Here is a 19,529-nt window from a genome sequence, read left to right on the forward strand (position 1 = left end):
AGAATAAGCCACAATTTTGGCTGTACAAATTTTATTTAACCTATTTTAGGCGGTTGCCAAATCGCAATAGAAAGTTGAGATAAATAAGGCGCTAAGTAGAAATTTTCTACTTTATTAGAAATAGCGTGAGAAGAAATTTCGCCTAGAGATTTGTCCGTTTCTTCACCTAAGAAAACTACACTTAATGAGCAAGAAGTACATTTTGCACAATTGCTATTACAAGATTGTGATTTTTTGGAAGTATCGTGACAAGGACTAGATTTTTTAGATGAGCTGCAGCAATCTTTGTCTGATTTTTCTGTTGTACAACAAGCTGTTTCTGTATTTTGAGCAAAAATCATCTGATTCGGAACGATGAACATTCCCAATGCGAAAATCATTACAATTATTTTTAAATGCTTTGCCATTTATTGAGCAAAATTATAAAAAAAAACTTTGCCAAAATACATTTGTTGAGTTTTTGACAAAGTTTAACTTTTTTGTGATTAATTTTTTTCGAGTGGATTATTGTTGGCTTTCGCTTCTTCTTTTAGCCTTTCTTCCATCATTTTTCTTCTCTCGGCTTCATTTTGTGGGTTTTGGTTTCCTCCCATTCTCATTGCAAATCCGCCACCTTGATTTTGAAAGAATGACATCGGGTCTTTGTTGAATTTTTCTTGCTGTTTTAAGAATTCGCTTCTTTTCACTTTAATATTATTGCCAAATCTGCTTTCGAAATTAGGAAGTTCAGCAATTTTTTTGGTTTCTTTCAAGTCAAAAGAATAATCTCCTTTTTCGTCTTCCACTTTTACGATTAATCCTGGCAATCCAGAAAATTTATAAGGGCCATCTATAAAAGGAAGATCTTGAGTAAACCAAACAAACCATTTTCTACCTGCAAAAGTAGTTTCTGCCTTTTGAGTTTCATATTCACCGATTTTTACGGTTTCTGGTAAGATTTTCCAAGTAAAAGTTCTGTCTTCATCGTACCAATATTGGTCTCTTGCGATTCTGTCTTTATAAGAAATGGTTTTGGTAGCGTGATTTTTTTCTATGGAATAAGTGATTGCGGTTCTGAATTGCTCCATAGAATTTCTGTCAAAATTGAAATTTCTGGTTTCCATCGCTTGACGAATGGTAGAATCTCTTTTCATCCTTTTTTCACCATAGAAAATAGATTTTTCTGTAGAGATGTCTAAGTAAGCATTTTCTATTTTAGGAGCTGCAGTAGAATCTGTTTTCATAGAAACTTGATACACAAAACGTGTATTTTGTGAAAAACTGAATGCTGAAATGAGTCCTAAAAATAAAATTCCTATTTTTTTCATGTATAAATTTTCTTTTTGATGATTAAATTTCCCCAAAGTTAAAATTTATCTATGAAATACATAGACAAATATTTCGCCACAAATTTGATATTGATTTGAAATGTAGTATTTTTGCAATCTAAAATCATTCTAAATAAAAATAATGATTAAAGTATCAGATTTAGCAAAAGAAAAAGCATCTCAATTGATGAAAGAAGAAGGCTTCAACCCAGAAACCGACTATATAAGAGTTGGCGTAAAGAGTGGAGGTTGTTCTGGATTAGAGTATGTTTTGAAATTCGACAATGAAAAAACAGAAGCTGACCAAGTTTTTGAAGACAATGGGGTAAAAATTGTGGTAGATAAAAAATCATTCTTATATCTTGTTGGAACCACTTTAGAATATTCTGGTGGTCTGAATGGAAAGGGTTTCGTTTTTAATAATCCAAATGCTGCAAGAACTTGCGGTTGTGGAGAAAGTTTTAGTTTATAAGTATGGCAAAATATACAGAAGATGATTTGAGGGAAGACCTCAAAACCAAAGAATACGAAGCTGGTTTTTATACAGATATCGAGTACGAAGATTTTCCAACGGGATTGTCCGAAGAAATTGTGCGCATGATTTCTGCAAAGAAAAACGAGCCAAGTTGGATGACCGAATGGCGTTTAGAATCTTTCAGAATTTGGCAAAAAATGGAAGAGCCAGATTGGGCGAATATTCAATATGAAAAACCAGATTTTCAGGCGATTAAATATTACGCTGCCCCAAAAGTAAAACCAGAATTGGAAAGCTTAGATGAGGTAGACCCAGAATTGCTGAAAACTTTCGAAAAGTTGGGAATCAATATCGAAGAACAAAAGCGTTTAGCAGGAGTTGCAGTAGATATTGTAATGGATTCTGTTTCAGTGAAAACCACTTTCCAAGCGACTTTGAAAGAAAAAGGAATTATTTTCTGCTCTATTTCTGAAGCGATTAAGGAATATCCTGAGTTGGTTCAAAAATATATTGGTAAAGTTGTTCCGAGAGGAGATAATTTCTATGCAGCTTTAAACTCTGCTGTATTTTCAGACGGAAGTTTCTGCTACATTCCAAAAGGTGTAAAATGTCCGATGGAACTTTCAACTTATTTCCGTATTAATCAAGCAGGAACTGGTCAGTTCGAGAGAACTTTGGTGATTGCCGATGAAGGTAGTTACGTTTCTTATTTGGAAGGTTGTACTGCTCCTGCAAGAGATGAAAACCAATTGCACGCTGCTGTGGTAGAATTAATTGCGATGGATAATGCAGAAATTAAATATTCTACCGTTCAAAACTGGTTTCCTGGTGATGAAAACGGAAAAGGAGGGGTTTATAACTTTGTGACCAAGAGAGGTTTATGCGAAAAAAATGCTAAAATTTCTTGGACTCAAGTAGAAACAGGTTCTGCGGTAACTTGGAAATATCCTTCTTGTATTTTGAAAGGAGATAATTCTGTGGGTGAATTTTATTCGATTGCAGTGACCAATAATCACCAGTATGCAGATACAGGAACAAAGATGATTCACATTGGTAAAAACACGAAATCTACCATTATTTCTAAAGGAATTTCGGCAGGGAAATCTAATAATTCTTATCGTGGTTTGGTTAAGGTAATGCCTTCTGCAAAAGGAGCGAGAAACTTTTCACAATGTGATTCTCTTTTGATGGGAAATGAATGTGGAGCGCACACTTTTCCATACATCGAAATCAAAGATCCAACAGCACAATTAGAACACGAAGCTACGACTTCTAAAATTGGTGAAGACCAGATTTTCTACTGTAACCAAAGAGGAATTGATACAGAAAAGGCAATTGCATTAATTGTAAATGGTTTCAGTAAAGAAGTTTTGAACAAATTACCAATGGAATTTGCGATTGAAGCACAGAAATTATTAGAAATTTCATTAGAAGGTTCTGTAGGATAATTTTTAAATAAGAAAATATACAAAATGTTAAAAATAAATAACTTACACGCCAAAATTGAAGAGGGCGTAGAAATTCTGAAAGGAATTAATTTAGAAATAAAACCGGGTGAGGTTCACGCAATTATGGGCCCAAATGGTGCTGGTAAATCTACTCTTTCTTCTGTAATTGCAGGAAAAGAAGATTACGAAGTAACTGATGGAGAAATTCTTTTCGAAGGAGAAAACATCATAGAAGACGCTCCTGAAGAAAGAGCGCATAAAGGGATTTTCCTTTCTTTCCAATATCCTGTGGAAATTCCGGGAGTTACGGTAACTAATTTCATCAAAGCAGCGCTTAATGAAACCAGAAAAGCAAATGGTTTAGAAGACATGCCTGCTAAAGAAATGTTGGCCTTAGTTCGTGAAAAATCAGAATTATTAGGAATTAAAAAAGATTTCCTTTCTCGTTCTCTTAATGAAGGTTTTTCTGGTGGTGAGAAAAAGAGAAATGAAATTTTCCAAATGATGATGCTTAATCCTAAATTGGCTATTCTTGATGAAACCGATTCTGGATTAGATATTGACGCGTTGAGAATCGTAGCTGATGGTGTAAATGCTTTCAAAAATGAAGGAAATGCAGTGCTATTAATTACGCACTACCAAAGATTATTAAACTACATTCAGCCAGATTTTGTACATGTTTTAGCAGATGGTAAAATCATTAAAACGGGTGATAAATCTCTCGCGTTAGAACTCGAAGAAAAAGGATACGATTGGCTCGTAAAATAATGAAAATTGTAAATTGAAATGAGTTTATTCGAACAAATAGAACTTCAAAAATCTTCACTTTCTGGGAGCAAACTTCAAGCTTTAGAACAATTCTTGAGCAAAGGTTTTCCGACTAAGAAAGACGAAGAATATAAATATACCCATCTGAAGGAAATTGTAGAAAAAGATTACAATTTTTCTGCTTCAGAGCACCATTCTATCAGCAAAAAACAATTGGATGAACTTCACCTTGGCGAAGAACATTTCGATTTTATTGTTTTTGTGAATGGAAAATTACACAAAGAATTATCGAATATTTCTGTAGAAAATGCTGAGTTTTTAACCTTGAATTTTGCACTTTCTCACGAATCTTATTCAGAAATAATTAAAAAACACTTCAATACGATTGCTAATCAAGATTTAGCTTTTTGTAATCTTAATGAAGCGCTTCATGAAAATGGTTTCTTCCTTCACGTTCCGAAAAATGTGGTGATAGAAAAGCCAATTCATGTGTTTTATATTTCTCAAAGTCAAGAACAGAACACTTTTTATAATACCAGAAATTTATTGGTGGTAGAAGAAGGTGCGAAAGTAGAAGTGATAGAATCTCATCATAATTTTGATGAAACTTACGTGTTTACCAACTCTGTAACCGAAATTTTTGCAGGTAAAAACGCAAAAGCAGATTGGCATAAATTACAGAATGATAGCGATACTTCTTATTTGGTAGACCACACTTTTGCGAAGCAAGAAAGAGATTCTTTGGCAACCGTAAATACATTTTCTTTCGGAGGAAAATTGGTGAGAAACAATCTAGATTTTATTCATAATGGAGAAAACATCAACTCGTTTATGAACGGAATTACCATTATTGGTGGGGAACAACTAGTTGACCATCACACAGCGGTTCATCACAACCAACCGAATTGTGAATCTTATCAGAATTACAAAGGTGTTTTCAAAGATAAAGCGCATGGCGTTTTTAACGGTAAAGTTTTTGTAGATAAAATCGCTCAAAAAACCAATGCTTATCAGCAAAACAATAATATTTTGTTAGACGAAGGTGCTACAATTGATACGAAACCTCAGTTAGAAATTTTCGCAGATGATGTAAAATGTTCTCACGGTTGTACGGTTGGTCAGCTGAATGAAGATGCTTTATTTTATCTAAGAGCAAGAGGAATTTCTAAAAAAGAAGCACAAGCATTGTTATTGTACGCTTTTGCGAATGATGCGATGCAAAATATTGATATTGAGCCTTTAAAATTGAAAATTTCTAAACTTTTAGCTGAAAAATTAGAAGTAGAAATTGCTTTTGAAGATTTAGATTAAAATTCATATTTTCGTTGAGAAATGAATTTAGAGCAAGTCCATTTACATCTTCAAGCGTATAAAGAAAGTGACCAAATTTTAGATGCAGCCAAGTATCTGATTAGAAATTTTGACTTAGAACATGAGAATTTTGCAGGTTTTGGGTTTAGAGAAGAACTGAAAGATGATGGACTTTTATTAACTGCAGAAGGAGAAATAGGAGAAAAGCAAATTGTAAAAATTCCTAGAAATTTGTTTGATTTTGATATCAAATTGGTTTTAAATATGGTGGCTCACGAAATGCTTCATGTTCGTCAAAAAGACCCAAATTCTCTAGTGGAAGATAAAAATGAAAGAGAATTTCAAGCGTATTATGAAATGCTTTTTCACAAAGTTTTTCCGCAAATTCCAGAGCTTTCGCCCTTTTATATTAAACAATTTGGCGAGAAAGCTTTAGAGTATTACAGAAGAATGGGAGAAGGTTCTGAATTGCAGCAGAAATATGCCGAACAGAAAAAAGAAGTAGAAGATTTAATAACTTCTCAACCATAAAAAACCAAAAAAACTAAAACCAACCAAAATGATAAAAAATATTCCGATAGAAAAAGTGCTTTTTCTGGATATAGAAACCGTTCCGCAAGTAAGTAATTTTGCAGAACTTTCTGAAACCGAACAAAAACTTTGGGACAAAAAAACTGCAAGACAAAGAGAAGAAGATATTTCTGCTGCAGATTTTTATGGAGATAGAGCCGGAATAATGGCAGAATTTGGAAAAATTATCTGCATTTCTATTGGAATTTATGATAAAAACAATAAAATTCTCATCAGAAGTTTTGCAGGAGATCATGAAGAAGAATTATTAAAAGAATTTGGAGAAATTTTCAATCGCCCGAAATTGCAAAACGTGATTTTGTGTGCACACAACGGAAAAGAATTTGATTTTCCGTGGATTGCTAGAAGATTTCTCATCAATGGAATGCAACCGCCAGTTCCGTTCCAGATGTTTGGAAAAAAACCTTGGGAAATCCCGCATCTTGATACGATGGAATTGTGGAAATTTGGTGATTGGAAAAGTTTTATTTCTTTGGAATTAATGGCGCATATTTTTGGCGTTCCTACTCCCAAAGATGATATAGATGGTTCTATGGTTTCGTCTATCTATTATATAGAAAAAGACTTGCCAAGAATTGTAAAATATTGCGAAAAAGATGTCTTAACTTTGGCCAATATCTTTCGCAAAATGAGACAAGAAGATTTATTAGAAAGAAGAGAAGATTAAATCTCAAATGTATTAAGAATTATGAAATATACAGACGAACAAATTGCAGATATAGGTGAAAATATCATTAAAGCCTTAAAAACCGTTTTCGATCCAGAAATTCCTGTAGATATCTACGAATTGGGATTGGTTTATGATGTGCAAATTTCTGAAGATGGAGATGTAAAAGTGGTGATGACTCTTACTACGCCGAATTGTCCTGTAGCAGAATCTCTACCTCAAGAAGTAAAAGAAAAAGTAGCAGGAGTAGAAAATGTAAAATCTGTAGATTTAGAATTGACTTTTGAGCCAAGTTGGAACAAAGACATGATGAGTGAAGAAGCAAAATTTGAATTGGGAATTCTTTTCTAGTTCCAACTCAATTCTCGTATAAAAAATGAAAACACCAATTAATTGGTGTTTTTTTATGTTTTAAATTTAAAAATATTTAGACTTCTTTCGCTATTTCCTTTCCATCTCTTCGGCTCCATTCACTCCAAGAACCTACGTATAAATTCGGAATGGGGAACCCAGCATAGTCTAAAGCCAAAATGGTATGACAAGCCGTAACACCAGAACCACAGTGAATGATTAATTTTTTTGTCATGCTGAGCGGAGTCGAAGTATTTGCCAATAATTGTTGATATTTTTCTTTTAGAATTTCAGGAGGAAGAAACTCGCCATTTTCGTCTAAATTTTCAGAAAAAGGAATGTTAATCGCACCAGGAATATGTCCTGCTACTAAATCTATTGGTTCACTTTCTCCACGGTATCTGTATGCATCTCTCACATCAATCACAGTAGCGGAATTTTCTGAAATTTCTTTTTCTACCTCTTCCAAAGTTGAGGTGGGCCAACTCCAGTTTTCTTTCAAGATAAAAGAAGTTTTTTCAAAAATTTCTTCCCCATATTTTAAAGGAATTCCTGCTTTTTCTGCCGTTTGAAATCCACCACTCAAAACCTGAATTTTTTCAATTCCAAAAGATTTTAACATCCACCAACAACGAGCCGCCGCATTTGCACCGTTAGAAGTGTCATAAACCACAATGTGAGAATCTTCAGAAATTCCTAAATTTTGCAGAGTCTCTGCAAATTTTGAAATCTTTGGCAAAGGATGCCTTCCTCCGAAAGCTGCATCTTCAACAATTTCTGCTAAATCTTTGTCAAGGTCGATAAACCTAGCGCCTTTGATGTGATTTTGCAGGTAATTTTCACGGGCCTCTTTTCCCGTTCTCGCATCAAGAATCACTAAGTTTTCTTGATTTAGAATCTCTGAAAGTTCAGTTGCGGTGATGATGGGTTTCATTGAAAGAATATTATATATGAAATTAAGAAAATGTGTATTAATAGCAGCAAACTTGGAATTAATATTGACAGTTTTTTATTGCCTCTTTTTTTGAAGAAATTATAGGTTGATATTATTACCATCACTGGAATTACAAACACAGAGAAGATAACAATGATGAAAGTAACTAAGCCTAAACTTGCTAAAATTGGACTTTCTTCAAAGGCTTCTATCATTATATTTTATTTAAAATTTAAAAATATCTTTCGCTCTATTCCAAGCTGCTTCAAAATTAAGAAGATTCAGTTTGTGGTCTATTTTTTCAGAAGCCATAAAATTAATGACTTGTTCTGTTGGCATATTTCCTACCAAATCATCTTTTGCATAAGGACAACCGCCAATTCCTTTAATCGCAGAATCAAATCTTCTGCAACCTTGGTCATAAGCCGCTTTCAGTTTTACGTATGAATCTTCGTATTTATTATGAAAATGCGCCCCGAAATGAATATCAGGAAACTGCGCAGGAATTTTTTCAAACAATTGCGAAATTCGCTCTACGTTCCCAGTTCCTGTAGTGTCTGAAAGCAAAATATTTTTGATGCCGATTTCTGCAAATCTTTTCGCCCAAAATTCTACATCTTGCCATTTCCAGATTTCGCCATAAGGATTTCCGAAAGCCATAGAAAAATAAAGGTTCAATTCTCTATTTTCAGATTGTACTAACTCCCAAATTTTCACAATTTCTTTATACGCTTCTTCTTGGTTTTTATTGGTATTTCTGTACTGAAAAGTTTCAGAAATAGAAAAAGGAAAGCCTAAAATATCAATGTTTTCATGCTTCAAGGCTCGTTCAGCGCCAGAATTATTGGCAACGATGACAGAAATTTTGGTGTTATTTTTTTTCTGAATTTCTGGGATTACGTCTTTAGTATCTGCCATTTGAGGAATGGCTTTTGGCGACACGAAACTTCCACAATCGAGTACATCAAAGCCTACTTCCATCAATGCATTAATGTAATCAATCTTTTTTTGAGTGGGAATAAACTCTCCCCAACCTTGCATGGCGTCTCGTGGACATTCAGTTAAAAACATTTCTAATTTTTAGATTTTATTTCTTGCCTAAAAATACGATTTTTTTGACCAAAAGAAAATGGAAAGTCAATTTTATGAAAACCCTTGATTCTGTGTGCCAAACTGCGCCCCAGATTGAGCGGCATGTTTGAGCTCTTTTTTCTAAAAATTTTGAAAAGATGGCTTAGAAGATGAATTTTTAGAAAAAAAGCGAGTAGCGAAAGCTGGAATTTGGCGCCAAATATTTTTTAAGAAACATCCATCATCTAAAATCCATCATCCCGTCAAAAATCTGTAAATTTGTGAGAAATAAAAATTAAGAAATGCAGACAATAGAATTCAATCACGAATGGAAAATGCGTCTTCTGAACCGTTTTCTGACTTATGTAAAAATATATTCAACCAGTGATGCAGAAAGCGAAACGACGCCTTCTTCTCCACAGCAATGGGACATTGCGAAATACATCTTCCAAGAATTGCAAGATTTAGGACTTACTGATGTTTCTATGGACGAAAATGGTTACATCATGGCGTATGTTCCTTCTAATATTTCTGAAAATGAGCCAACTGTAGGATTTATCGCACATTATGATACTTCACCAGATTTTAACGGGAAAGATGTAAATCCACAAATTTGGGAAGATTACAACGGTGGAGATTTGGTGCTCAACAAAGAAACGGGCTTCACGCTTTCTTCTGAAAAATTCCCAAGTCTGAAAAAATATGTAGGAAAAACATTGATTACTACAGACGGAACTTCGCTTCTTGGAGCTGATGACAAAGCGGGAGTTGCAGAAATTGTAACTGCAGCAGAATATCTTTTAGCGCATCCAGACATTAAACACGGAAGAATTGCGATTGGTTTTACTCCAGACGAAGAAATCGGAAGAGGAGCTCACAAATTTGATGTAGCGAAATTCGGGGCAGAATATGCTTATACAATGGACGGAAGTGAAGTAGGCGAATTAGAATACGAAAACTTCAATGCAGCAGGAGCAGTGGTGAAAATCAATGGGCTTTCTGTTCACCCTGGTTATGCTTTTGGTCAAATGAAAAATGCAGGACTTCTTGCAGTGGAATTTGCACTAATGTTACCTGCTAATGAAACTCCAGCTACCACAAAAGGTTTTGAAGGATTTTATCATTTAACAGATTTCAAAGGAGATGTTTCTGAAGCTAAATTGCAATACATTATCCGTGACCACGATGCTGATAAATTTGAAAATCGTAAAAAATTCATCACCGAAAAAGTAGCAGAATTTAATGCAAAACATGGTGAAAATACTGCCGAAATAGAAATTAAAGAGCAGTACAGAAATATGAAACAGCAATTTGAAGGCAAAATGCACATTGTAGAAATTGCAGAACAAGCGATGAAAGACGCCAACATAGAGCCGAAAATTAAAGCAATTAGAGGTGGAACTGATGGTGCACAATTGTCTTACATGGGATTGCCTTGCCCAAATATTTTTGCAGGTGGAGAAAATTTCCACGGACCGTATGAGTATGTGGCGCTAGAATCAATGGAAAAAGCTGTGAAAGTAATTGTGAATATCGCGAAAGCGAAGAAATAAATAAACACAATCCTTCAAGGATTCTAAATCCTTGAAGGATTAAAATTTAAAACTTTGTTAATCACCAATTAACACTGCCAGATTAATTTTACAAAAACTATTTATGGCAAAACAAAAACGCGAAGTAGAAGTAGTTGTTTTATCAGACATTCATTTGGGAACGTATGGTTGTCATGCTAAAGAATTGGTGGCATATCTCAAAAGTGTTTCTCCGAAAGTGTTAATTCTCAATGGTGATGTTATCGACGGTTGGGCTTTTTCTAAAAGGTATTTCCCAAATTCTCACATGGCAGTTTTGAGTGAGTTTTTCAAAATGATGAAAAAAGGAACTCAGGTAATTTACATTACAGGAAACCACGATGAATTTTTAAGAAAATACACCGATTTATCGATGGGAAATCTTTTTCTTACCGATAAATATTTATTAGAAATTGAAGGCGAAAAACATTGGATTTTTCACGGAGATGTTTTTGATCATACTACTTCAGGTTCTGCAAAATTTATTGCCAAATTAGGTGGAATGGGTTATGATTGGTTGATTTTGGTGAATAGAGCTATCAATTGGATTTTAGAAAAATTTGGGAAAGGAAAAGTTTCGCTTTCTAAAAAAGTAAAAAATTCGGTAAAAAAAGCGGTGAAATTTATTGGAGATTTTGAGAAAAAAGCCACTGAAATTGCTATTGACAATAATTACGACTACGTAATTTGCGGACATATTCATCAACCGGCAGATAAAATTTGGACAACGGAAAAAGGAAGTGTTCATTACCTGAATTCTGGCGACTGGGTTGAAAATCTCTCTTGGTTAGAATACAATCATGGAGAATGGAGTTTAAAATTCTTTAACGAAAAAGATTTTGAAAAACCTATTATTGAGAAAAATGATATTTCTGTCAATATGGAAGAGCTCATTCATCCAAAAGTTTTTGCAGAATTTGCAACTCAAAAAGTTTAAATTAATTCTCGCAGATTTAGCAAATCTAGCAGATGATTATTTGATAATCTGCTTAATCCGTAAAATCTGCGAGAGATTTTCCTTAGAAATTTATTTTTTCAAAAAAGCATCCCAACCTTGCGCGGTAATTTGAGCCAGTTCGTTGCTTCCTCGTAAAACCATAAAATTACCTTGTTCCAAATCTACAGCATGACCAATCACCGTAAAATCTGGATGATTTCTTAGTTTTTCGTAATCATTTGGAGAAATGGTGAACAATAATTCATAATCTTCACCGCCGCTTAATGCACACATTGCAGGATTCAGGTTAAATTCATCTGCAGTAGTAATCGTAAGTGTGTCTAGAGGAATTTTTTCTTCATACAATCTGAAACCTACTTTGCTTTGATCAGAAAGATGCAGTATTTCCGAAGCCAAACCATCAGAAACATCAATCATAGAAGTCGGTTTTATATCGAGTTCTTCTAAAGTTTTCTTGATGTCTGTTCTTGCTTCAGGTTTTAATTGACGTTCCAAAATATAATCGTAGCCTTCCATTTCGGGTTGCATATTTGGATTGGTGAGATAAACAGCATGTTCTCTTTCCAAAATTTGTAAACCCATATAAGCGCCACCTAAATCTCCGGTAACTACTAATAAATCATTGGTATTAGCACCATTTCTGGTCACTAAATTTTCAGAATTTTCTAATCCAATTGCAGTAATCGTAATTATCAAACCAGACGTAGAACTGGTAGTATCTCCACCTACTAAATCTACATTGTATTTTTCGCAAGCTCTGTAAATTCCATCGTAAATTTCATCAAGAGCTTCCACGGGAAATCTGTTAGAAACCGCCATAGAAACTAAAATCTGTGTAGGAACAGCGTTCATTGCGGTAATGTCGCTTAGATTTACAACAACTGCTTTGTATCCCAAATGCTTCAATGGAACATAGCCCAAATTAAAATGCACTCCTTCTGCTAAAACATCAGACGTAATCACTACTTTTTTCCCTTCAGGATTTATGATTGCTGCATCATCACCAATAGAACGTTCGGTGGAAGAATTCTTAATCGGAAAATTTTTGGTAAGGCGTTTAATCAATCCAAATTCTCCTAATTCAGAAATTGGCGTTAATTGAGGTTTTTTATCTTCTAACATAATTGTAAAGCGTAAAATGAGCCAAACATTTTGACTCTTAATTTTTTAAAATTTAACGATTTAAATCCATTAAACTCGCATCTATATTTTCCGGACGGAAAGGCAATGCTTTAATGTCTTCTCTAGAAAGCAGTTTAGTATTTTCGGTCTTAAACTGATTCATCACCACCAAAATATCATCTGGTGGAGTAGTGGTTTTTCTCAGCATCATATCTATCCAAACTCCCGTTGCTTCTGCAGTTGCACAATGTGTACCGTCTGGTAAATAGAACTTGTGTGTGAACTGATAAATGCTTGCATCTTCAGAACTTCCAGAAATTTCTAGCGAAACAATCACTTCTTGATCCGCATAAATTTCCTTAAAAAAAGAATATCTTTCGTGCAAAATTACGGGGCCAATTCCCCATCTGTTGAGTTGAGCAACACCCATTTTGTGTTTTGTCATAAAAGCCATTCTCGTTTGCGCACAATATTGCACATAAGAAGAGTTGGCTAAATGTCTGTTGGCATCTATATCGCTCCAGCGAACTTCGTGTTTATGGTAGTAAATCATAAATTTTTATTTTTTATGGCGCCAAATTCCTCGTTCCGTTCCCGCTTCCCGAAAAAATATTTTTTACATTCTTTAAAAAATATTTTTTCGGGAGAGCTCCACTCAACTCGGGGCGCAATTCCGTTATAAAATCACTTATTTTTCAAGATTCAAAATTACGTAATAATCGTGGTTTAGAAAAATTTATCGCAAAGGCGCAATGTTTTATTTATTTTTGCAAAGAATTAAGACGCTATTTTTTCAATTTTCATCTTTGATGAAAAACTTGCGCCTTAAAAAGCAATTTATTTTTAAAAATTAAATTTTGCGCCTTTGCGTGAAAAAAAATATGCAAAACAAGCAAAAAATCACCATCATTGGAGGAGGCGCTGCAGGATTTTTCTGTGCAGCAAACCTTGATGCAGAAAAATACTATGTTACTATTTTAGAACAAAATAATGAAACCCTTCAAAAAGTAAAAATTTCTGGAGGTGGAAGATGTAATGTAACTCACGCCTGCTTTGATCCTCGTGAATTGGTGAAATTTTATCCTAGAGGAAGCAAAGAATTATTGAGTGTTTTCAGTAAATTTCAACCAGGAGATACGATGGATTGGTTTGCTCAACGAAATGTTTCGTTGAAGATAGAAAATGACAACAGAATCTTCCCAGAAAGTAATTCCTCTCAAACCATTATGGATTGTTTTTTGAAAGAAGTTCAAACTAAAAACTTTGAAATCAAAACACAATCAGTCGTTTTAGAAATTCAGAAATTAGAAAAAGGATATAAAATCATCACCAAAGAAGGAGAAATCTTCACCGATTATGTGATTTACACCACAGGAAGTTCGCCGAAATCTTTGAAAATGATTGAAAATTTAGGGCATAAAATTGTTTCGCCAGTTCCGTCATTGTTTACTTTTAATATCAAAAATGATGTGCTGAATGATTTAATGGGAACGAGTTTTCCTCATGCAGAAGTTTCTATTCCAAAATTGAAAATGGAAGAATTTGGACCACTTCTCATTACGCATTGGGGACTTTCTGGGCCAGCAATTCTGAAACTTTCAGCATGGAAAGCGAGAGAACTCGCCGATCTGAAATACAATTTTGAAATTAAAGTAAATTTCATAGGCGTAGACAAAGAACAAGCGGAAGAAGTTTTCAAAAATTACAGAGAAGAAAATCCCAAGAAAACTATTGGGAATGCGAAAGTTTTTGAAATTACCACTCGCTTTTGGCATAGAATTCTTTGGTTGTCTAAAGTAGATTTAGAAAAAAATATTTCGCACATCACGAAGCAAGAACTCCAAAAAATTCTAGAAAATCTCTGCGAAAATACAATGCAAGTCAAAGGAAAATCTACCTTTAAAGACGAATTTGTAACAGCAGGTGGAGCGGATTTAAAAGAAATTAACTTCAAAACGATGGAATCTAAAATTTTAGAAAATTTCTATATTGCAGGGGAAGTTCTGAATATTGACGCGGTAACTGGTGGTTTTAATTTCCAAGCATGTTGGAGCGAAGCATGGCTGATTGCGCAGGATTTGAATGCTAAAAATTAAAAACTCATTCCCTCGATTTTCAATTCTACTTTTGCATAAGTATCAACTACCGTTGTAATATGTTCATCAGAAATTAAGAATTCTGTAGGTTTAAAATCCATTACCTTTCCCGAAAGTTTAAATCCTTTTTGGTATTCTTTATTGAAACTTTCTTCAATAGATCTTTTTGATGCTTTTTCGAGGTCTAAAAACGGAATTCCGTAGTCTTGTTCAATCATTTTCACGATTTTTCCTTCAAAAAGTGAAGTAATCGCTTTGTGAAAAATATTTTTGGTTTTCAGTTTAAAATCAGATTTGGTGAATCCTATTTTATGTTTTTGGGCGTCATAAACGAGTTTTCCTTTGATATAAGAAATGCCATTTACTTTTCCCGAAGTTTGAATTTCGATGACTACATTTTCGTTTTCTGCATAGACTTTTATGTCTTCTACTTTAATTTTTGATTTTCCTTCGTTAAAAGGAAATTCTTTGCCTTGAAATTGTTTTTGGGCAATCGCTGTAGCTTCAGAAAAAGGAATATTCGTGGTGGTTTTGAGCAGAAATTCTCTACCCAGATTTTGAGCCGGAGTAAAATAAGGAACCGCATTCACCAAAGGATTTTTCGAAGGTTTGCTTCCCACAAAAGTTTCCGAGAACAAATCAATGGAAACTGTAGTTTTCATCTTGTCAAGGTAAATTTCTAAAGGCGACATTTTTACGGTTTGCGGAGTGATTTTCAGCCAAGTGTTGTATTCATCAGAAATCTTCATAGGTTCAGAAAAATTATTCCACACTTTGAGAATATACGGTTGAAGATTCATTTTTTGTTGGATTTGCGCATCAATCACAGTGGTAAAATCCTTTTGTTGTTTCACCAGAATTTTTTCAATGACGCTGGCTAAAGGAAATTTTATTTTCCCAAAATCTAAGACTGGTTTTTCTCGCCAAACAAAACCAGCGGTAGAAGTAGTGGTTTTTACTTGCCAATTTTGTAGAAATTCTACGGATGAAATAAAATTCATCACCACTCTGAATTGGGTTTCTTGGTAAGAATATAAACCCAAAGTTCCGATACCTTTTTCTGCCCAGATTTTAAGCGGAACCGAAAATAGTAATCTATTATTGGTTAATGCTTTCATCGTGATTTCGCCATCTTTTTCTACTTTGGTTTTCAGTTGGTCATTATCATTATTTTCATAGGATTGGTCTTCGTAAAGTGTTCCTGTAATGGATTGATTCGTTAATCTTTGGATTTCTGAAATCGGCAAAGAAATGGGCACGGAAATGCTAGAAGGAATCTTAGGAAATTGATAAGTTTCAGTTTGTGAAAATCCAAAAATGGATAAAAATATGAATAGAAGTGATAGTCTCATTTTAAAATCTTATGGAAAGTAAAAATACAAAAAGAACCCATTGCATAGCACAAAATATCAATCCAAGAAAAAGAATTTCCGAGAATAATCATGGTAATTTTATTGTCTTGAAAGCCTAATAATTCTGCAAAATGAAAATATTGAGCAAATTCTATGACACAAGCAAATAAGAAAACCCCAATGTTGAGAAGCATTTTGTTTTTAATATCAAGGAAAGTTAGCATAAAAGTATAAATAAGAATTACCACTAAAACATCGCCAAAATAAGCCCTTAACCAAATAATATCTTTGAAAATAGTAGCGATGGAAGCCTCTGCTAGAAATAGAAATATAGTTGTTAAGAAATATTTGTAATTAAAAATCATATTATTGTATCTTTGATAAAAACTTTATATGAATAAGTTTATTATACTTTTCACTCTTATTTTTAGTGGCTTTGTTTTTGGGCAAGTAAAAGACACAATTATTGATGGGAAAAAAGTAAAAATTTATTATAGCAAAGACAAAGATGCTGAATTCCCAGAAGGTTTTGAAGTTTTTAAAAAATTAATAATGGAAAACTTTGATACCTCAAAAGTAAAATATAAAAAGAAAGGTAGAATTTTTACAGTAATTGTTTTCGTAGTTCAAAAAGATGGTTCTTTAGGTGATTTTTCCGTTTCTGGTGAGAATAAACAATTCAATAAAGAAGCTTTAAACGCAATAAAAAAAGTTGATGTTAAATGGGCACCAGCTTTAATTAATAATCTTCCAGCAAGGCAAAGATTTAAAGTTCCTCTTTATTTGACGTTTGACTAATCAATACATTAAAACCTTACTTCCCAATCATCTTTTTAATCGCATTCAACTTCATTAACGCTTCAATTGGTGTTAAAGTATTGATGTCAATTTTCGTGAGTTCTTCTCTGATGTTTTCCAAAACAGGATCATCGAGTTGGAAGAAAGAAAGTTGAAGGTTTTCTTCGGTTACCCGTTTTATTTTTTCGGTGGAACCACTTTGAGAGCGAGAATCTTCCAACGTTTTCAGAATTTCAGAAGCTCTGTTTACTACTTTTGAAGGCATTCCTGCCAATTTTGCTACGTGAATCCCGAAACTGTGTTCACTTCCACCAGAAACTAATTTTCGGAGAAAAATAATATTGCCTTTATTCTCCTGAATGGTCACGTGGAAATTTTTAATTCTTTCAAAATTCACGCTCATTTCATTGAGTTCGTGGTAATGCGTTGCAAAAAGTGTTTTCGGTTGAGTAGAATGCTGATGAAGATATTCTGCAATCGCCCAAGCAATGGAAACCCCGTCATAAGTAGAAGTTCCACGGCCGATTTCATCTAGTAAAATCAAACTTCTCTCCGAAATATTATTCAAAATATTGGCAGCTTCGTTCATTTCTACCATAAAAGTTGATTCCCCAGCAGAAATATTATCGGTAGCGCCAACTCTGGTAAAAATTTTATCTAAAATGCCAATTTCGGCATGTTTTGCAGGGACGAAACTTCCGATTTGCGCCAATAAACAAATAATAGCAGTTTGTCTCAAAATCGCAGATTTACCCGCCATGTTTGGACCCGTTACCATGATGATTTGTTGAGCATCTTTATCTAGAAAAACATCATTCGGAATATATTTTTCGCCTAAAGGAAGTGATTTTTCAATAATGGGATGTCTTCCTTCTTTAATATCAATCGCAAAAGTTTCGTTGAGAACGGGTTTGGTATAATTTTCTGAAATTGCTAATTCAGAAAGTGAAACCGCACAATCTAACTGCGCAATTAAGTTAGAATTTTCTTGAATTTGGTCAATGTACATCATCACATTTTCGCAAACCTGACGATACAATTGGTGTTCAATTTGTGAAATTTTTTCTTCTGCGCCGAGAATTTGAGTTTCGTATTCCTTCAATTCTTCGGTAATATAACGTTCTGCATTTACCAAAGTTTGTTTACGAATCCAATCTTCTGGAACTTTGTCTTTATGTGTATTTCTAACCTCAATGTAGTAACCAAAAACATTATTGAAATCAATTTTCAGGGAAGAAATTCCTGTTCTTTCGATTTCTCTTTGGCACATTTCATCCAAAAAACCTTTCCCTTTGCTTTGAAGATTTCTCAATCTATCGAGTTCTTCCGAAACTTCAGATTTGATGACATTTCCTTTGTTGAGGTTTACCGGAAGTTCTTCATTCAAATGATTCAGAAGATAAGAAATGAGTTCTTCTAAATTGTTCAGAGGTTCTAGCCAAGCCAAAACATCGTGATGAGAACTCAATAATTCTCTGATTTTCTGAATATTGATTAAACTCTGACGAAGGTAACCGAGTTCTTTCGGTGAAATTTTTTCGGCAGCCAATTTTCCAACCAATCGGTCTAAATCTGAAATTCCTTTTAATAAATCTAGGATTTCAAATTTCAAAGAATCCTCATTGTTGAAAAATTCAATCAGAGAAAGTCTTCGGTTGATTTCGTTCACAGATTTCAGCGGTAAAATCAATCTTCTGCGAAGCAATCTTCCTCCCATTGCTGTGGAAGTTTTATCAATGATATCGAGCAAAGATTTCCCTTGAAAATTACTAGAATGTACAATTTCTAAATTTCTCAAAGTGAAATTATCCATCATTAAATAATCATCTTGCGGAATGCTTTGTATTTTGGTAATGTGCTGTAAAAGAGCGTGATGCGTGTCTTCGACTAAATAAGCGAAAATCGCTCCTGCTGCGGTAATCCCCAATTTTTGTTCATCAATCCCGAAACCTTTTAGAGATTTGGTTTTAAAATGGGAATTCAGTTTTTCGTAAGCAAAATTATATTGATACGCCCAATCTTCTAACTTAAAACAGTTTTTATTTTTAAGTTGAGAAGGAATTTCGGCGGTTCTTTGGTAAATAATTTCAGCAGGATCAAAAGTGTGAACAATGTGCAGTAATTTCTCTAAATTTCCTTCTGCAACCAGAAATTCACCCGTAGAAACATCTACTAGCGCAATCCCAAATTTCTCTTTTTCTTTGTGAAGAGAAAGCAAGAAATTATTTTTTTTGGAATTCAAAACCTGCTCGTTAAACGTAACACCGGGAGTTACCAATTCTGTAACGCCACGTTTCACGATACCTTTCACCATTTTTGGGTCTTCCAATTGGTCGCAAATCGCAACACGCATTCCGGCTCTTACCAATTTTGGCAAGTAAGAATCTACAGAATGATGCGGAAAACCTGCTAACTCAATATGACCTTCTCCATTGGCTCTTTTGGTAAGAACAATTCCTAAAATCTGAGAAGTTTTTATGGCATCTTGCCCGAAAGTTTCGTAGAAATCTCCCACTCTGAAAAGCAACAAAGCATCTGGATATTTCGCTTTGATGGTATTGTACTGAGTCATTAACGGAGTTTCTTTTTTTGCCATATGATTTATTCTTTAACGCAAAGGCGCAAGATATTGTTAAAACTATTTTTTACAAAATTACTGTTTTTACGTCGCAAAGATTCATCAGAGATGAATGATTTTGTTCAAAAAAA

Annotated in this window: 20 protein-coding genes; 11 read left to right on the forward strand and 9 right to left on the reverse strand. The window is 34.1% G+C overall.

The window, feature by feature from the left end:
- Positions 1–35: 35 nt before the first annotated feature.
- Together QO190_RS01480 and QO190_RS01485 are read right to left on the reverse strand one after the other, a co-directional pair.
- Positions 36–380, reverse strand: a complete 345-nt coding sequence (locus QO190_RS01480; protein ID WP_371460950.1) for a hypothetical protein — start codon at positions 378–380, stop codon at positions 36–38.
- A 105-nt stretch (positions 381–485) separates the two neighbouring features.
- Positions 486–1,307, reverse strand: coding sequence for a GLPGLI family protein (locus QO190_RS01485; protein ID WP_371460951.1), 822 nt, complete (start codon positions 1,305–1,307; stop codon positions 486–488).
- Between the two features lie 142 nt (positions 1,308–1,449).
- Between QO190_RS01485 and QO190_RS01490 the strand changes: the two genes are divergently transcribed.
- Genes QO190_RS01490 through QO190_RS01520 form a run of 7 tightly spaced genes read left to right on the forward strand, consistent with a single transcriptional unit; the run spans position 1,450 to position 6,918 of the window.
- On the forward strand, positions 1,450–1,779 hold the full coding sequence (locus QO190_RS01490) for an iron-sulfur cluster assembly accessory protein (RefSeq protein WP_104793113.1): 330 nt from the start codon (positions 1,450–1,452) through the stop codon (positions 1,777–1,779).
- 2 nt (positions 1,780–1,781) lie between these two features.
- On the forward strand, positions 1,782–3,230 hold the full coding sequence (sufB, locus tag QO190_RS01495; protein ID WP_371460952.1) for a Fe-S cluster assembly protein SufB: 1,449 nt from the start codon (positions 1,782–1,784) through the stop codon (positions 3,228–3,230).
- Between the two features lie 24 nt (positions 3,231–3,254).
- Complete coding sequence (sufC, locus tag QO190_RS01500) at positions 3,255–3,998, forward strand: Fe-S cluster assembly ATPase SufC (RefSeq protein ID WP_371460953.1); 744 nt, start codon at positions 3,255–3,257, stop codon at positions 3,996–3,998.
- Between the two features lie 18 nt (positions 3,999–4,016).
- Positions 4,017–5,309: a Fe-S cluster assembly protein SufD gene (gene sufD, locus QO190_RS01505; protein WP_371460954.1), complete on the forward strand. Its 1,293-nt coding sequence runs from the start codon at positions 4,017–4,019 to the stop codon at positions 5,307–5,309.
- Positions 5,310–5,330: 21 nt separating this feature from the next.
- Positions 5,331–5,840 (forward strand): hypothetical protein, encoded by a 510-nt coding sequence (locus QO190_RS01510; RefSeq protein WP_371460956.1) that lies wholly within the window; start codon positions 5,331–5,333, stop codon positions 5,838–5,840.
- A 28-nt stretch (positions 5,841–5,868) separates the two neighbouring features.
- Positions 5,869–6,567: a 3'-5' exonuclease gene (locus tag QO190_RS01515; protein WP_371460958.1), complete on the forward strand. Its 699-nt coding sequence runs from the start codon at positions 5,869–5,871 to the stop codon at positions 6,565–6,567.
- A gap of 21 nt (positions 6,568–6,588) precedes the next feature.
- Positions 6,589–6,918 (forward strand): SUF system Fe-S cluster assembly protein, encoded by a 330-nt coding sequence (locus QO190_RS01520; RefSeq protein WP_104793118.1) that lies wholly within the window; start codon positions 6,589–6,591, stop codon positions 6,916–6,918.
- 76 nt (positions 6,919–6,994) lie between these two features.
- On the opposite strand, the gene QO190_RS01525 is transcribed toward QO190_RS01520, so the two are convergent.
- Positions 6,995–7,852: a sulfurtransferase gene (locus QO190_RS01525; RefSeq protein WP_371460960.1), complete on the reverse strand. Its 858-nt coding sequence runs from the start codon at positions 7,850–7,852 to the stop codon at positions 6,995–6,997.
- A 225-nt stretch (positions 7,853–8,077) separates the two neighbouring features.
- A complete protein-coding gene (locus QO190_RS01530) occupies positions 8,078–8,923 on the reverse strand; it encodes a hydroxymethylglutaryl-CoA lyase (RefSeq protein ID WP_371460962.1) in 846 nt (281 codons plus the stop codon).
- 302 nt (positions 8,924–9,225) lie between these two features.
- On the opposite strand from QO190_RS01530, the gene pepT reads away from it, so the two are divergent.
- Together pepT and QO190_RS01540 are read left to right on the forward strand one after the other, a co-directional pair.
- Positions 9,226–10,476 (forward strand): peptidase T, encoded by a 1,251-nt coding sequence (gene pepT, locus QO190_RS01535; protein WP_371460964.1) that lies wholly within the window; start codon positions 9,226–9,228, stop codon positions 10,474–10,476.
- 103 nt (positions 10,477–10,579) lie between these two features.
- Positions 10,580–11,431 carry a UDP-2,3-diacylglucosamine diphosphatase gene (locus QO190_RS01540; RefSeq protein WP_371460967.1) on the forward strand — a complete coding sequence of 284 codons (852 nt, stop codon included), beginning with the start codon at positions 10,580–10,582 and terminating at the stop codon, positions 11,429–11,431.
- A gap of 90 nt (positions 11,432–11,521) precedes the next feature.
- Here the strand turns inward: QO190_RS01540 and thiL are convergent, their stop codons facing one another.
- Both thiL and QO190_RS01550 read right to left on the reverse strand, forming a co-directional pair.
- On the reverse strand, positions 11,522–12,574 hold the full coding sequence (thiL, locus tag QO190_RS01545; RefSeq protein WP_371460969.1) for a thiamine-phosphate kinase: 1,053 nt from the start codon (positions 12,572–12,574) through the stop codon (positions 11,522–11,524).
- A 52-nt stretch (positions 12,575–12,626) separates the two neighbouring features.
- Entirely contained in the window at positions 12,627–13,127 is a 501-nt protein-coding gene (locus QO190_RS01550; protein ID WP_371460971.1) for an acyl-CoA thioesterase, read from the reverse strand.
- 328 nt (positions 13,128–13,455) lie between these two features.
- Here QO190_RS01550 and QO190_RS01555 point away from each other — a divergent pair, with 328 nt between their 5' ends.
- The gene (locus QO190_RS01555) at positions 13,456–14,670 is read left to right on the forward strand and encodes an NAD(P)/FAD-dependent oxidoreductase (RefSeq protein ID WP_371460973.1); all 1,215 of its coding nucleotides are present in this window, start codon (positions 13,456–13,458) and stop codon (positions 14,668–14,670) included.
- On the opposite strand, the gene QO190_RS01560 is transcribed toward QO190_RS01555, so the two are convergent.
- Positions 14,667–16,022, reverse strand: a complete 1,356-nt coding sequence (locus tag QO190_RS01560) for a DUF4403 family protein (RefSeq protein ID WP_371460975.1) — start codon at positions 16,020–16,022, stop codon at positions 14,667–14,669. The genes QO190_RS01555 and QO190_RS01560 overlap by 4 nt on opposite strands.
- Positions 16,019–16,387 (reverse strand): DUF2809 domain-containing protein, encoded by a 369-nt coding sequence (locus QO190_RS01565; RefSeq protein ID WP_371460977.1) that lies wholly within the window; start codon positions 16,385–16,387, stop codon positions 16,019–16,021. Before QO190_RS01565 ends, QO190_RS01560 begins: the two co-directional genes overlap by 4 nt.
- A 28-nt stretch (positions 16,388–16,415) precedes the next feature.
- On the opposite strand from QO190_RS01565, the gene QO190_RS01570 reads away from it, so the two are divergent.
- Positions 16,416–16,820 carry an energy transducer TonB gene (locus QO190_RS01570; RefSeq protein ID WP_371460979.1) on the forward strand — a complete coding sequence of 135 codons (405 nt, stop codon included), beginning with the start codon at positions 16,416–16,418 and terminating at the stop codon, positions 16,818–16,820.
- Between the two features lie 16 nt (positions 16,821–16,836).
- Here QO190_RS01570 and mutS read toward each other — a convergent pair whose 3' ends face one another.
- Positions 16,837–19,416: a DNA mismatch repair protein MutS gene (mutS, locus tag QO190_RS01575; protein ID WP_371460982.1), complete on the reverse strand. Its 2,580-nt coding sequence runs from the start codon at positions 19,414–19,416 to the stop codon at positions 16,837–16,839.
- Positions 19,417–19,529 lie beyond the last annotated feature (113 nt).

The organism is Cloacibacterium sp. Arc13, from assembly GCF_041431305.1.
Lineage (GTDB): Bacteria > Bacteroidota > Bacteroidia > Flavobacteriales > Weeksellaceae > Cloacibacterium > Cloacibacterium caeni_B.

What these genes read in the sequence shown, in the direction of transcription:
- QO190_RS01530 (WP_371460962.1), bottom strand. Translation starts at nt 8,923, where the DNA reads ATGTTTTTAACTGAATGTCCACGAGACGCCATGCAAGGTTGGGGAGAG.
- QO190_RS01555 (WP_371460973.1), top strand. Translation starts at nt 13,456, where the DNA reads ATGCAAAACAAGCAAAAAATCACCATCATTGGAGGAGGCGCTGCAGGA.
- QO190_RS01480 (WP_371460950.1), bottom strand. Translation starts at nt 380, where the DNA reads ATGATTTTCGCATTGGGAATGTTCATCGTTCCGAATCAGATGATTTTT.
- QO190_RS01520 (WP_104793118.1), top strand. Translation starts at nt 6,589, where the DNA reads ATGAAATATACAGACGAACAAATTGCAGATATAGGTGAAAATATCATT.
- thiL (WP_371460969.1), bottom strand. Translation starts at nt 12,574, where the DNA reads ATGTTAGAAGATAAAAAACCTCAATTAACGCCAATTTCTGAATTAGGA.
- QO190_RS01565 (WP_371460977.1), bottom strand. Translation starts at nt 16,387, where the DNA reads ATGATTTTTAATTACAAATATTTCTTAACAACTATATTTCTATTTCTA.
- QO190_RS01560 (WP_371460975.1), bottom strand. Translation starts at nt 16,022, where the DNA reads ATGAGACTATCACTTCTATTCATATTTTTATCCATTTTTGGATTTTCA.
- sufD (WP_371460954.1), top strand. Translation starts at nt 4,017, where the DNA reads ATGAGTTTATTCGAACAAATAGAACTTCAAAAATCTTCACTTTCTGGG.
- QO190_RS01540 (WP_371460967.1), top strand. Translation starts at nt 10,580, where the DNA reads ATGGCAAAACAAAAACGCGAAGTAGAAGTAGTTGTTTTATCAGACATT.
- QO190_RS01515 (WP_371460958.1), top strand. Translation starts at nt 5,869, where the DNA reads ATGATAAAAAATATTCCGATAGAAAAAGTGCTTTTTCTGGATATAGAA.
- QO190_RS01550 (WP_371460971.1), bottom strand. Translation starts at nt 13,127, where the DNA reads ATGATTTACTACCATAAACACGAAGTTCGCTGGAGCGATATAGATGCC.
- QO190_RS01570 (WP_371460979.1), top strand. Translation starts at nt 16,416, where the DNA reads ATGAATAAGTTTATTATACTTTTCACTCTTATTTTTAGTGGCTTTGTT.
- pepT (WP_371460964.1), top strand. Translation starts at nt 9,226, where the DNA reads ATGCAGACAATAGAATTCAATCACGAATGGAAAATGCGTCTTCTGAAC.
- sufC (WP_371460953.1), top strand. Translation starts at nt 3,255, where the DNA reads ATGTTAAAAATAAATAACTTACACGCCAAAATTGAAGAGGGCGTAGAA.
- QO190_RS01525 (WP_371460960.1), bottom strand. Translation starts at nt 7,852, where the DNA reads ATGAAACCCATCATCACCGCAACTGAACTTTCAGAGATTCTAAATCAA.
- mutS (WP_371460982.1), bottom strand. Translation starts at nt 19,416, where the DNA reads ATGGCAAAAAAAGAAACTCCGTTAATGACTCAGTACAATACCATCAAA.
- QO190_RS01490 (WP_104793113.1), top strand. Translation starts at nt 1,450, where the DNA reads ATGATTAAAGTATCAGATTTAGCAAAAGAAAAAGCATCTCAATTGATG.
- sufB (WP_371460952.1), top strand. Translation starts at nt 1,782, where the DNA reads ATGGCAAAATATACAGAAGATGATTTGAGGGAAGACCTCAAAACCAAA.
- QO190_RS01510 (WP_371460956.1), top strand. Translation starts at nt 5,331, where the DNA reads ATGAATTTAGAGCAAGTCCATTTACATCTTCAAGCGTATAAAGAAAGT.
- QO190_RS01485 (WP_371460951.1), bottom strand. Translation starts at nt 1,307, where the DNA reads ATGAAAAAAATAGGAATTTTATTTTTAGGACTCATTTCAGCATTCAGT.